The following is a 12,733-nucleotide window of genomic DNA, read 5'->3' as shown; positions in this document are numbered from 1 at the left end:
CAAGTTTGACGCACTGGCCTGGCGAGCTGTGCGGCAGGGGTCCGATTGGGGGCCTCTTCACGGTGGCCGGACCGGATGTCAGTGGGTGGGCTTAGGCTGGCCGGGTGTCCAATACGCCGGTGAGAGCACAGGGCAAGGGGGCCGGACGGGTGACCGCACCTCGTAATTCCGCTGTGGGCGAACAAGAGTCCGCCGACTCGACAGAAGCCTCGAAACCGCATAAATCGGTCAAGGGCTCGAAGGGCACCCGCCCCGAGTCCCGGCTCGCGCTCGTCCGCCGCGCCCGGCGCATCAATCGCGAGCTCGCCGAGGTGTATCCGTACGCCCATCCCGAGCTGGACTTCGAGAACTCGTTCCAGCTGCTGGTGGCCACGGTCCTCTCGGCCCAGACCACCGATCTGCGGGTCAACCAGACCACCCCCGCGCTCTTCGCCGCGTATCCGACGCCCGAGGACATGGCGGCCGCCGACCCGGAGGCCCTGGAGCAGCTGATCCGGCCCACCGGCTTCTTCCGCGCCAAGGCCAGATCGCTGCTCGGGCTGTCCGCCGCCCTCCGTGACCGGTTCGGCGGTGAGGTCCCGGGCCGGCTCGAGGACCTGGTCACCCTGCCCGGTGTCGGCCGTAAGACGGCCAATGTGGTGCTCGGCAATGCCTTCGGGGTGCCGGGCCTGACCGTGGACACCCACTTCGGGCGGCTGGTGCGGCGCTGGAAGTGGACCGCTCAGGAGGACCCCGAGAAGGTCGAGGCCGAGATCGCCGCGCTCTTCCCCAAGAGCGAGTGGACGATGCTCTCGCACCGCATCATCTTCCACGGCCGCCGCGTCTGCCACGCCCGCAAGCCCGCGTGCGGCGCCTGCCCGATCGCCCCGCTCTGCCCGGCGTACGGGGAGGGCGAGACCGACCCGGACAAGGCGAAGAAGCTGCTGAAGTACGAGATGGGCGGCCAGCCGGGCCAGCGCCTGCGCCCGCCGTCCGACTACCCCGGCCGTCCCGCCGCCCCCCTGGGAGCCGCCGAGTGACGAGCACCTACGGGGATGTGGAGGTCAGTGCCCAGGGGTTGCCGGAGTGGCTGCTCCCGGTGGCCCGGCTGGCCGAGACGATCGAGCCGCGCCAGCTGAGCCGGTATCTGCCGCCCGAGCAGGGCGGAGGCCGCCCCTCCGCCGTGCTGGTGCTCTTCGGCGAGGGCCCCGGCGGCCCGGAGCTGCTGCTCATGGAGCGCTCCGGCTCGCTGCGCTCGCACGCCGGTCAGCCCTCCTTCCCCGGCGGTGCCCTCGACCCGGAGGACGGCGATCCGGAGGAGGAGGGTCCGCTGCGCGCGGCGCTGCGCGAGGCCGAGGAGGAGACGGGGCTCGACCCCTCGGGCGTCCAGGTCTTCGCGGTGCTGCCGCGGCTCTACATCCCGGTGAGCGGCTTCGTCGTCACCCCGGTGCTGGGCTGGTGGCGCCGGCCCACCCCGGTCGGGGCGGTGGACCCGGCCGAGACGGCCCGGGTCTTCACGGTCCCCGTGGCGGATCTCACGGACCCGGCGAACCGGGCCACCACCGTCCACCCCAGTGGCCACCGGGGGCCCGCCTTCCTGGTGGGATCCGCTCTGGTCTGGGGTTTCACCGCTGGAGTGATCGATCGCATCCTGCATTACGCGGGGTGGGAGCGACCGTGGGACCGAGCCAAGCGCGTCCCACTCGACTGGCGCGCGTGAGACGGTGTTCCGGTGAATGTGCTGGACATCCTGCTGCTGCTCGCCGCCGTGTGGTTCGCGATCGTCGGCTACCGCCAGGGCTTCGTCGTGGGCGTGCTGTCGGTGACGGGGTTCATCGGAGGCGGGTTGATCGCGATCTATCTGCTGCCGCTCATATGGGACGGCACCACCGACGACAAGACATCCCCCGGCACCGTCGGTGCCGTGGTGGCGATCGTCCTGGTGATCGTGTGCGCCTCGGTCGGCCAGGCGGCCACCACCCACCTGGGGAACAAGCTGCGGCGGTACATCACCTGGTCACCGGCGCGCGCCCTGGACGCGACCGGCGGCGCGCTGGTGAACGTCCTGGCGATGCTGCTGGTGGCCTGGCTGATCGGCTCCCTGGTGGCCCAGACCTCGCTGCCCACTCTGGGCAGGGAGGTCCGCGACTCCAAGGTGCTGCTCGGGGTGTCCCGTGTCGTTCCCGACGAGGCGAACACCTGGTTCACCGACTTCTCGTCCGTGCTCGCGCAGAACGGCTTCCCGCAGGTCTTCTCGCCCTTCGCCAACGAGCCGATCACCACGGTGCCGCAGCCCGACCCCGCGCTCGCCCAGTCCCCGGTGGCCACGCGGGCGCAGGAGAGCATCGTCAAGGTCGTCGGCACCGCCCCCAGTTGCGGCAAGGTCCTCGAGGGCAGCGGCTTCGTGTTCGCCCCGAACCGGGTCATGACCAACGCCCACGTCGTCGGCGGCGTCAGCGACCCGACCGTGCAGATAGGCGGCGAGGGCCGGCTGTACGACGCCAAGGTCGTGCTCTACGACTGGAAGCGCGATATCGCGGTCCTCGATGTGCCCTCGCTGCAGGCCCCGGCGCTGCAGTTCGCGCAGGACGACGCGCGCACCGGCGATGGCGCGATCGTCGCTGGCTTCCCGGAGAACGGCGCCTTCGATGTGCGCGCGGCCCGCGTCCGTGGCCGTATCGAGGCCAATGGCCCCGACATCTACCGCCGCTCCACCGTGCACCGCGATGTGTACTCGCTGTACGCGACGGTGCGGCAGGGCAACTCCGGCGGTCCGCTGCTCACCCCGCAGGGGCGGGTGTACGGCGTGGTCTTCGCCAAGTCCCTCGACGACGCCAACACCGGATACGCGCTGACGGCGGACGAGGTGAGCCAGGACATCCAGAAGGGGCGAACGGCCGACCAGCCGGTGGACAGCCAGGGGTGTGCCCTCTAGATTCCGGTGTCGCTGTGGCCCCGGGCCGCGCCCGAGATACTGCTAGCGGCTGCGTGGATGGCGCAGTCGCGCCGAGACCCACCGGGCCCGGCGGCGGATGATGCGGGGAATCCCGATGTTCGGGTCATGGCCTTGGGTAGGCCCGGAGCCGCCCCGCTCGGAAACACTCAGCGCGGCATTGGCAGTAGCGGCGGCCTCGGGGCCGCGGCTGTTTGGTGCGTCACGGTAGTCGTGCGTCCAGCCCATACCTCGGTGTGTGCCCCTGACCCAAGGTCCGTAATCGCCGGTGGCTGCGGCAATTGGCCTATGCTCCGGGCAATTGGCTGTTCGAAAAACAGATGTTCGCACGAGCGTGGGGACGTGGTCGGAATGCGTACGTCCGATGACGCTCAGCGGTCGGGTTCGGGGTCCTTCAGCCAGTTGATCAGCTCGGTGGTGAAGGCCCGGGGGTCCTCCTCGTGCGGGAAGTGGCCGAGCCCGTCGAAGAGCCGCCAGCGGTAGGGAGCCTCGACATACTCCCCGGAGCCCGCCGCGCTGCGGGTGCGCGTCACCGGGTCGAGTGAGCCGTGCAGATGCAGAGTCGGCACCCGCACCGGCCGCTTCATCCGCCGGTTGAACTGGAAACCGTCCGGCCGGGCCAGCGACCGCACCATCCAGCGGTACGGCTCGATCGAGCAGTGCGCGGTCGAGGGGATGCACATCGCCCGCCGGTAGACCTCCACCGTCTCGTCCTCGGGCAGCCGCGGTCCGGACCAGTCCCGGATCAGCCGTCCCACGGCCGCCGCGTCGTCCGCGACCAGCTGGCGCTCGGGCAGCCAGGGCCGCTGGAAGCCCCAGATATGGGAGCTGGCCGCGCTCTGCTTGACGTCCGCGACCATCGCCGAGCGCCAGCGTCGGGGATGCGGCATCGAGGCCACCGCGAGCCGCCGCACCAGCTTCGGCCGCATCACGGCGGCCGTCCACGCCAGGTATCCGCCCAGGTCATGGCCGACGAGCGCGGCGTCCGGCTCGCCCAGCGAGCGGATCACACCGGTGATGTCGAGAGCGAGGTTGGCCGGGTCGTAGCCCCTCGGCGTACGGTCGCTGCCGCCCACCCCGCGCAGATCCATCGCGACCGCGCGGTAGCCGGCCTCGGCGAGCGCGGGCAGCTGGTGCCGCCAGGTCCACCAGAACTGCGGAAAGCCGTGCAGCAGCAGCACCAGCGGGCCGTCACCCAGCTCGGCGATGTGGAAGCGCGCGCCGTTGGCCGCGACATCCCGGTGGGTCCAGGGGCCGTCGAGCCGTACGACCGACGCGGAGGTATCAGGGACGGTCATGCCGACGAGCGTGTCACATCCGGCGCGGGGCGTCCGCCATTGCTCGCGGCACGCGGATGCGGCTTGACGCTCCCCAGTACGGCGGCCGTCTCCTTGGACGAGGAAATCGACCGCTTCGGCGCCTTCACCTTCTTGAACTTCAGCAGCGCCAGCAGACCCAGGATCCCGGCGAACAGCCAGTAGATCCCGCCCACGATCAGGAAGCACCAGGCGAGGCCGAGGCCGGTCCACGAGCGCATGCCGTACGCGAGGGCGAAACTCAGCACCGGCAGCGAGAACAGCAGCAGCACCCCGGCCGCCATCCCCGCGCCGCTGCCGACCGCGGCCTTCTTGGCCCCCACCCGGAGCTCGGCCTTGGCCAGCGCGATCTCGTCGTGCATCAGCGCCGACAGCTCGGTGGTCGCCGTCGCCACCAGCTGGCCGAGGCTGCGGTTGCCGCCGTCGTCGGCTGCGCTCATTGCCATCTCCCTCTGCTCTTGTGCGTCTTACCGCTCGTGTCCTGTGCGTCTTGTGCTCGTGCCGCGTCGTCAGTGCTCGGTACGTTGCCTGTGCTTCGTACGTCACCCGTGCTCGGTACGCCGCCCGTGCTTGGTACGTCACCCGTGCTTGGTACGTGGTCAGTGCTTGCTACGTCTTCTGCACATTTCTGCGGGTGTCAAGCCTCTCAGATCATGCCGGACCATCGTCGCCGGACTCGTTCGCGGCAGCCACTTCGGCAAGCCGCCGGTGCTCGGCGGCCTTTGCCTCGTGAATGGCGGCCATCCGCAGGTGGTACGCGGGGCTGTCGAGCTCATAGATATCCGGGATGCCGTCCATGTCCTCGTCCCGTTCCTCCTCCTGACACAGCCGCTGGTACTTGGTGTTGCGCAGTTTGAGAAGGATCCCGGCGAACAGGGCGGCGGTCAGCGAGCCGATGAGGACCGCCGCCTTGACCTCCTCGGCGAGCGTGGGATCGCCGGGGAAGGCGAGTTCGCCGATGAGGAGGGAGACGGTGAAGCCGATTCCGGCGAGGGCGGCCACGGCGAAGACATCGGCCCAGGCCAGGTCTTCGTTCAGCTCGGCCCTGGTGAAGCGGGCGGCGCACCAGGAGCCGCCGAGGACGCCGACGGCCTTGCCCACGACGAGGCCGAGGACGACGCCGAGGGTCTCCGGGCGGGTGAAGACATCCGCCACGGCGCCGCCGGAGAGCGGCACCCCGGCCGCGAACAGCGCGAACAGCGGCACCGCCACCCCCGCCGACACCGGGCGCACCCGGTGCTCGACGCGCTCGGCGGGGGAGCGCTCCTCGCCCTCCCGTACGGTGCAGCGCAGCATCAGGCCCATCGCGACGCCGGCGATGGTGGCATGCACACCGCTGGCGTGCATCAGCGCCCAGATCACCACGGCGAGCGGGACGTATATCCAGGCTGTCCGGACGCCCTTGCGGTGCAGCAGCCAGAAGAGGGCGAGCGCGGCGACCGACAGGATCAGGGCGACGAAGTTGATGTGCTGGGTGAAGAAGATCGCGATGATGAGGATCGCGCCGAGGTCGTCGACGACCGCGAGAGTGAGCAGGAAGGCGCGCAGCGCGGCGGGCAGCGCGGTGCCGATCACGGCGAGGACGGCGAGCGCGAAGGCGATGTCGGTGGCGGTCGGCACGGCCCAGCCCTTGAGACTGCCGCCGCCGCTCGCGCTGACGATGACATAGACGAGCGCGGGCACGGCCATGCCGCAGGCGGCGGCGATCACGGGCAGGGCGGCGGCCTTCGGGTCGCGCAGCTCGCCCGCGACCAGCTCGCGCTTGAGCTCCATACCGGCGACGAAGAAGAAGATCGTCAGCAGGCCGTCGGTGGCCCAGGAGGCGACCGAGAGATGCAGATGCAGCGCCTGGGGGCCGAAGGAGAAGTCCCTGATGTCGCCGTAGACGCCGCTGAGGGGGGTGTTGGCGAGGATCAGCGCCACGATCGCGGCCACCAGGAGGATCACACCGCCGACGGTCTCGGTGCGCAGCGCGTCGATGACAAACGTCCGCTCGGGCAGCGACAGGCGTCCGAGAAACTTGCGGCTGGTGGGCGCGGCCACGGGCGGGCCTCCTGGGTGGGTCGAGGTGCGGATACACGTGTGGCGTATGCCGACCAGACTTCCCGGCGCTCCTGCCCATCATCTTGTCGTAATTTTTATGCGACAGCCACCTGCGGCGGCGACCTGCGGCGGCGACTTGCGGCGGCGACCTGCGGCGGCCGCGCGTGACGGCCGCCTGTGACGGCCACCGGCGGCAGCGATCCGCAGCAGCCACAGCGAAGGGGCGCCCCCGCCAGGCGGGAGCGCCCCTCGTTCGTTCGGCGCGGGTGCTGGGATCAGTCCTCGCTGGGGGCGGAGGGCAGCTTGCTCTGGATCAGCTCCATGACGGAGGAGTCGGTGAGCGTGGTGACATCGCCCAGCGCCCGGTTCTCGGCGACATCGCGCAGCAGACGACGCATGATCTTGCCGGAGCGGGTCTTGGGTAGCTCGGCCACCGGCAGGATCCGCTTGGGCTTGGCGATCGGGCCGAGCTGCTTGGCCACATGCGCCCGCAACTCCTCGACCAGGCCCTCGTCCTCGGCCGCGCCGCCGCGCAGGATGACGAACGCGCAGATGGCCTGGGTGGTCTGCGGGTCGGTGGCACCGACGACCGCCGCCTCGGCGACCTTGGGGTGCGAGACGAGCGCCGACTCGACCTCGGTCGTGGAGATGTTGTGGCCGGAGACCAGCATCACATCGTCGACCCGGCCGAGCAGCCAGATGTCGCCGTCGTCGTCCTTCTTGGCGCCGTCGCCCGCGAAGTAGCGCTTGTCGAAGCGGGACCAGTAGGTGTCCAGATAGCGCTGGTCATCGCCCCAGATGGTGCGGAGCATGGACGGCCACGGCTCGGTGAGCACCAGATAGCCGCCATGGCCGTTCGGCACCTCATTGGCCTCGTCGTCCACGACGGTGGCGTCGATGCCAGGCAGCGCGACCTGGGCCGAACCGGGCTTGGTGGCGGTGACGCCCGGCAGCGGGCTGATCATGATGCCGCCGGTCTCGGTCTGCCACCAGGTGTCCACGACGGGCGTGGTGTCCGCGCCGATGTGCTTGCGGTACCAGACCCAGGCCTCGGGGTTGATGGGCTCGCCGACGGAGCCGAGGATCCGCAGCGAGGAGAGGTCGAACTTGGCCGGGATGTCGTCGCCCCACTTCATGCAGGCGCGGATCGCGGTCGGGGCGGTGTACAGGATGGTGACCCCGTACTTCTGGACGACCTCCCACCAGCGGCCCTGGTGCGGGGTGTCCGGGGTGCCCTCGTAGAGCACCTCGGTGGCACCGTTGGAGAGCGGGCCGTAGACGATGTACGAGTGGCCGGTGACCCAGCCGACGTCCGCCGTGCACCAGAAGACATCCGTCTCCGGCTTGAGGTCGAAGACGGCGTGGTGGGTGTAGGAGACCTGGGTGAGGTAGCCGCCGGAGGTGTGCAGGATGCCCTTCGGCTTACCGGTCGTGCCCGAGGTGTAGAGGATGAACAGCGGGTGCTCGGCGTCGAACGCCTCGGGGGTGTGCTGCTCCGGCTGGCGCTCCACGATCTCGTGCCACCAGACGTCACGGCCCTCGCTCCAGTCCACCTCCTGGCCGGTGCGGCGGACGACCAGCACATGGCGCACGTCCTCGGTGCCGGGCCGGGTGAGCGCCTCGTCGACGGCGGGCTTGAGCGCGGACGGCTTGCCACGGCGGTAGCCGCCGTCGGCGGTGATGATGACCCGGGCGTCGGCGTCCTGGATACGGGTGGCGAGGGCGTCGGCCGAGAAGCCGCCGAAGACCACCGAATGCGGGGCGCCGACGCGGGCGCAGGCCAGCATCGCGACCACGGTCTCCGGGATCATCGGCATGTAAATGGCGACCCGGTCGCCCGATCGGACACCCAACTCGGTGAGTGCGTGGGCCGCTTGGGAGACCTCCCGCTGCAGCTCGGCGTAGGTGAGGGAGCGGGTGTCGCCGGGCTCGCCCTCGAAGTGGAGCGCCACCCGGTCGCCCAGGCCGTTCTCGACATGCCGGTCGACGCAGTTGTACGCCACATTGAGCTTGCCGTCGGCGAACCACTTCGCGAAGGGCGGGTTCGACCAGTCGAGTGTCTCGGTCGGCGGGGTCGCCCAGGACAGCCGACGGGCCTGATCGGCCCAGAAGCCCAGGCGGTCCACCTTCGCCCGCTCATACGCCTCGGCCGTGACATTGGCGTTCGCGGTCAGCTCGGCGGGCGGCGCGAAGCGACGCTCCTCCCGAAGAAGGTTGGCCAGGCTCTCGTTACTCACGACATCTCCCATTCCCAGGGTGTCCGTTGTGTCCCAGGCCATAGCTCATCAGCCAACGGCACACCCTGACAAGGGCTGTCGCCGAAAATTGGTTTAGACCTTTAGTCGTGTGCGTCACCGTCCCAGCTCCAGGGCGCCCTGGGCGGGGTCGCCGCACCGCTCCGCCACGCCGGAACGGCCCCTTCCGGGCCGGGTGGGGGCCGCCGTGGTGGCGAGGCAGACGGGCATCGGCGCGCCATGGTCCGGGCGGACGGGCAGAAACCTCCCCGTACCCGTGTCCAGGACATACGCCTGGGCCTCCGCCACCTGGAAATACATGCCGTGCAGCGCCAGCCCGCCCTCTGCCACCCGCCGTGCCACACAGCCGTGCTCCATCAGATGGTCGAGCTGCTGTCTCACATTGACCAGCGCCAGCCGCTCCACATCGTCGGCCACCGCCCGGCTCGACAGGGCGACCTCGCCGCGCCCCAGCCGACCGATCCGCTCCATCCGCGCCAGCGCCGGTCTACCGTGGCGCAGCCAGCGCTCCAGCGGCGTCCCGTCCCCGTTGGAGGATGCCCCGGGCGTGCCGGAGGGCGCCCCAGGTCCGCCGCAGGGTGCCTCGGCCCTGCCGGATGCCTCGCCCCCGCCGGTGGACGCCCCGGGCTGGGGCGGTGTGCGGACCGGCGCCGATGAGTCGAGCAGCGCCTGCATCGCACCGCATCCGGAGTGGCCGCACACCGTGATGCTGCTGATCTTCAGCACCTCCACCGCGTACTCGATCGCCGCGCCCACCGAGTCACAGGAGTCATCGGAGCCCGGTGGTGGCACCAGATTGCCGACATTGCGCACGGTGAACAGATCGCCGGGGCCACTGGAGGTGATCATGCTGGTCACCAGGCGGGAGTCGGCACAGGTGAGGAACAGCTGACTGGGCCGCTGCCCCTCCCGCGCCAGCCGGGCCAGCTCATCGCGGACCAGCGGTGCCGTATGGCGCTGGAACGCGCTCACCCCGCCGAGCAGCTGACCGCCCGCGTCCCCGCCGGCAGCGACGCTCGCCCCGGCGCCTGCGGCCGCCGGGGCCGGGCGGGTGCAGTGGTGATCACGCCAAGGCGTCCACGGCCGGCAGGCCCGGGCGCCGTCCGTCTCCGCGACCCGCCGCGCCGCCCGTCCATCGGCCGCCGGATGTCCGTAGCCCGCCCCCCGCCCAGAAATCGCTGTCCGCCCAGAACCCGCTGTCCGCCCGGAGCCCGCTGTCCGCCCGGAGCCCGAGGATCGGAGGAGCGCTGTGAGGAGGGTGATCGCGAGGGCCGCGGCGGCGGCCATGAGTCCGGCCCGGAGCGAGGCACCGCAGGCCGATGCGATGCCCAGCGAGACGGAGGCGATACCCAGTGAGAGAGGAACGGTGAATCGGAAGAGGGCGGCCGAGGCGGAGGGATCTCCGTGTCTGAGGCGGGAGACCCGGTGGATCCGGTCCAAGAGCTTCAACATTCCCGTCTCCTCCGGGGCTTCGGTCGCGGATAGGCGCGCGGCCGTGGGTCACGGCGTACTGCGGTACTGACTTCCAAGCGTTGGTAAATGAATCGTAATGGTGAGTAAAGTCGCTGGGAAGTCTTTTGGTGGAGAGTGGGCCAGTATTCCCCCTATAGGGTGAATAGTCATTTAAAACGCCTTGTCATCCTCTGTCTTTTTCTCCGCCCATGCGAGATTTGCTCCTATCCGGCCGGGTCTCCCGGGACAGGGCGCGACGCGAGGGGCGAGGTGGCGGCATGAGGGCCAGGGGAGGCAGAAGGGACAGAGGAAGCAAAAGGGCCAGGGGAGGCAGAAGAGCCAGAAGAAACGTCACTGCACTGCTGACCGCGGCGGTGGCGCTCTCCTCGCCGGTCGGCTGCTCGGAAGACTCCACCCACACCCATGGACCGGGCGGCACCGCGGGCGCGCGCCATGACAGGGACAGCCCGCAGAAGGGTCCGGGGGCGCCGAACCATCCCGACAAGGCTCCGAAGGCGGTACGCCTCATCGGCGACGGATCGACCTCCGACACCGGCCCCCAGCCCCATCAGCCGAAGACCGAGCCGCTCGAACCGGGCGAGAGACCACCACAGTTCGTCGTCTTCTCCTGGGACGGCGCCGGCCAGGGCAAGAAGAAGCTGTTCTCCCACTTCCGCGCGGTCGGCAAGAAGTACGGCGCGACGATGACGTACTTCCTCAGCGGGGTGTACCTGCTGCCCGCGGAGAAGCGGTACCTCTACGATCCGCCCAAGCATCGGCGCGGCGCCTCGTCGATCGGCTTCAACGACGTCGAGGGCATCAAGGCCACGGTGGAGCAGCTCCGCGGCGCCTGGCTGGACGGCAATGAGATTGGCACCCACTTCAACGGCCACTTCTGCGGACGCCGCCGCGGAGTCGGCACCTGGTCGGCGCGCCAGTGGACCAGCGAGATCCAGCAGGCCGAGTCGTTCGTCGAGAACTGGAAGACCAACGTGGGCTTGGAACACGAGAAGCCGCTCCCCTTCGACTACGGCAAGGAGCTCGCCGGCGGTCGCGCACCCTGTCTCCAGGGGCAGAAGAACCTGATCCGGGCGGCCGCGAAGCTGGGCTGGCGCTATGACGCGAGCTCACCCGGCGGGCTTCAGATCTGGCCCCGCAGGATCCACGGCATCTGGGACTTCCCACTGCAGCAGATCCCGGTGCCGGGCCGCGCGTTCGAGACGCTCTCCATGGACTACAACTTCCTCGCCAACAAGCCGCGCAAGAAGAAGGGCAAGCGGCCCAAGCGCTCCACCTGGGGCCGTCCGATGCGCGACGGCATGCTCGCCGCCTTCGACCGGGCGTACGAGGGCAATCGGGCGCCGCTGTTCATCGGCAATCACTTCGAGTCCTGGAACGGCGGAACGTATATGCGCGCCGTGGAGGACGTCATCAAGAAGGTCTGCCCGCGCAAGGGAGTGCGTTGCGTCTCCTTCAAGCAGCTGGCCGACTGGCTGGACGCGCAGAACCCCCGCGTCCTGGAGAGACTGCGGGTGCTGGACGTCGGGATGCGGCCACCGGGTGGCTGGAAGCGTTACCTGGCCGCCGAGCCGGGGCGGACGTCCGATCGCGAAACGGCGCACGAGCGGACGTCCGGGCACCACACGCGGACGGCTAAGCGGGAGCGGGAGTAGCCGCCGAACTCTCCCCCGGCGCGAACTCCCGCAGCCCGAAGGCGGGGTCGACCTGGGCGGCAAGGTCGGCACCCGTCTTCGCGTTCCCCCAGCTCTGCGCGTTCTTCAGGTGGAAGTGCACCATCTGACGGGTGTACCGCTGCCAGTCGCGCCGCTCGTACGAGCCGTCGACCGCGTCCCGCAGCGTCCGTAGCGCCTCGCGGTTCGGCTCCTCCAACTCCTCGAACCGGGGCGCACGGCCCTTCTCCATCGCCCGGACCCAGTCGGAGTGGCCGAACGCGACCAGCAGGTCATCGCCCACCTCCGCGCGGAGGAAGTCCAGGTCGTCCGGGCCCTGCACCTTGTTGCCGACCACCTGGAGCGCCACATCGAAGTCGCGGGCGTACTCCTTGTACTGGCGGTAGACGGAGACGCCCTTACGCGTGGGCTCGGCCACCAGGAAGGTCATGTCGAAACGGGTGAAGAGACCGGAGGCGAAGGAATCGCTGCCCGCCGTCATGTCGACGACGATGAACTCGCCGCGCCCGTCGACCAGATGGTTCAGGCAGAGCTCGATCGCGCCGACCTTGGAGTGGTAGCAGGCGACACCGAGGTCGGATTCGGTGAACGGGCCGGTCGCCATCAGCCGCACCGACCCGTTGTCGAGCGGCAGGGTGCGGGCGCATGCCCGGTAGACGGGGTTGTCCTCGCCGATCCGCAGCAGCCGCGAGCCCTCGCCCGGCGGGGTGGTCTTGATCATGGTTTCGGCGGAGGCGATCCGGGGGTTCGTACCGCGCAAGTAGTCCTTGATCAACGGGAGATGGGCGCCCATCGCGGGCAGCGCGGCGGCCTCCGCCTCGTCGAGTCCGAGCGCCACACCCAGATGCTGATTGATATCGGCGTCGACGGCGACGACGGGGGCGTGGATGGCGGCGAGATGGCGGATGAACAGCGACGACAACGTGGTCTTGCCGCTCCCACCCTTGCCTACGAAAGCGATCTTCATGTTCACCTAGCGTAGGTGAGTGATCCCGGACCATGAGGGATTTACGTGAAGAACACCACTCCAACGAGGGGCGCCCG

At 69.9% G+C, this 12,733-nt stretch carries 10 protein-coding genes and 1 pseudogene; 4 read left to right on the top strand and 7 right to left on the bottom strand.

The window, feature by feature from the left end:
* The first annotated feature begins 173 nt into the window (after nucleotides 1-173).
* The 3 genes from nth to JK364_RS38780 are packed head-to-tail and all read left to right on the top strand — an operon-like array spanning nucleotide 174 to nucleotide 2,914.
* Nucleotides 174-1,019, top strand: coding sequence for an endonuclease III (gene nth / locus JK364_RS38790; protein WP_372462060.1), 846 nt, complete (start codon nucleotides 174-176; stop codon nucleotides 1,017-1,019).
* Complete coding sequence (locus JK364_RS38785) at nucleotides 1,016-1,699, top strand: NUDIX hydrolase (protein WP_201856111.1); 684 nt, start codon at nucleotides 1,016-1,018, stop codon at nucleotides 1,697-1,699. The genes nth and JK364_RS38785 overlap by 4 nt, the downstream gene beginning before the upstream one ends.
* A 12-nt stretch (nucleotides 1,700-1,711) precedes the next feature.
* Nucleotides 1,712-2,914: a MarP family serine protease gene (locus JK364_RS38780; RefSeq protein WP_201856110.1), complete on the top strand. Its 1,203-nt coding sequence runs from the start codon at nucleotides 1,712-1,714 to the stop codon at nucleotides 2,912-2,914.
* Nucleotides 2,915-2,956: 42 nt separating this feature from the next.
* Here JK364_RS38780 and JK364_RS55920 read toward each other — a convergent pair whose 3' ends face one another.
* The 6 genes and pseudogenes from JK364_RS55920 to JK364_RS38755 form a co-directional block, all read right to left on the bottom strand.
* On the bottom strand, nucleotides 2,957-3,160 hold the full coding sequence (locus JK364_RS55920; protein ID WP_075200444.1) for a hypothetical protein: 204 nt from the start codon (nucleotides 3,158-3,160) through the stop codon (nucleotides 2,957-2,959).
* 143 nt (nucleotides 3,161-3,303) lie between these two features.
* The gene (locus JK364_RS38775) at nucleotides 3,304-4,230 is read right to left on the bottom strand and encodes an alpha/beta fold hydrolase (RefSeq protein WP_201856109.1); all 927 of its coding nucleotides are present in this window, start codon (nucleotides 4,228-4,230) and stop codon (nucleotides 3,304-3,306) included.
* Nucleotides 4,227-4,688 (bottom strand): phage holin family protein, encoded by a 462-nt coding sequence (locus JK364_RS38770; protein ID WP_201856108.1) that lies wholly within the window; start codon nucleotides 4,686-4,688, stop codon nucleotides 4,227-4,229. Before JK364_RS38770 ends, JK364_RS38775 begins: the two co-directional genes overlap by 4 nt.
* Nucleotides 4,689-4,899: 211 nt before the next feature.
* Nucleotides 4,900-6,291: a Na+/H+ antiporter NhaA gene (gene nhaA / locus JK364_RS38765; protein ID WP_201856107.1), complete on the bottom strand. Its 1,392-nt coding sequence runs from the start codon at nucleotides 6,289-6,291 to the stop codon at nucleotides 4,900-4,902.
* A gap of 275 nt (nucleotides 6,292-6,566) precedes the next feature.
* On the bottom strand, nucleotides 6,567-8,528 hold the full coding sequence (gene acs / locus JK364_RS38760; protein ID WP_201856106.1) for an acetate--CoA ligase: 1,962 nt from the start codon (nucleotides 8,526-8,528) through the stop codon (nucleotides 6,567-6,569).
* A gap of 114 nt (nucleotides 8,529-8,642) precedes the next feature.
* Nucleotides 8,643-9,716 (bottom strand): annotated as a pseudogene (locus JK364_RS38755) (carbonic anhydrase); the annotation flags it as partial.
* Between the two features lie 560 nt (nucleotides 9,717-10,276).
* On the opposite strand from JK364_RS38755, the gene JK364_RS38750 reads away from it, so the two are divergent.
* On the top strand, nucleotides 10,277-11,671 hold the full coding sequence (locus JK364_RS38750) for a polysaccharide deacetylase family protein (protein WP_201856104.1): 1,395 nt from the start codon (nucleotides 10,277-10,279) through the stop codon (nucleotides 11,669-11,671).
* Here the strand turns inward: JK364_RS38750 and JK364_RS38745 are convergent.
* Complete coding sequence (locus tag JK364_RS38745; RefSeq protein WP_201856103.1) at nucleotides 11,652-12,656, bottom strand: ATP-binding protein; 1,005 nt, start codon at nucleotides 12,654-12,656, stop codon at nucleotides 11,652-11,654. The two genes, JK364_RS38750 and JK364_RS38745, sit on opposite strands and share 20 nt — an antisense overlap.
* Nucleotides 12,657-12,733 lie beyond the last annotated feature (77 nt).

Source organism: Streptomyces endocoffeicus (genome assembly GCF_016741935.1).
Taxonomy (GTDB): Bacteria; Actinomycetota; Actinomycetes; order Streptomycetales; family Streptomycetaceae; genus Streptomyces; species Streptomyces endocoffeicus.
Note: the sequence above shows the minus strand (reverse complement) of the source record. Positions and strands in the feature narration are given on the sequence as shown.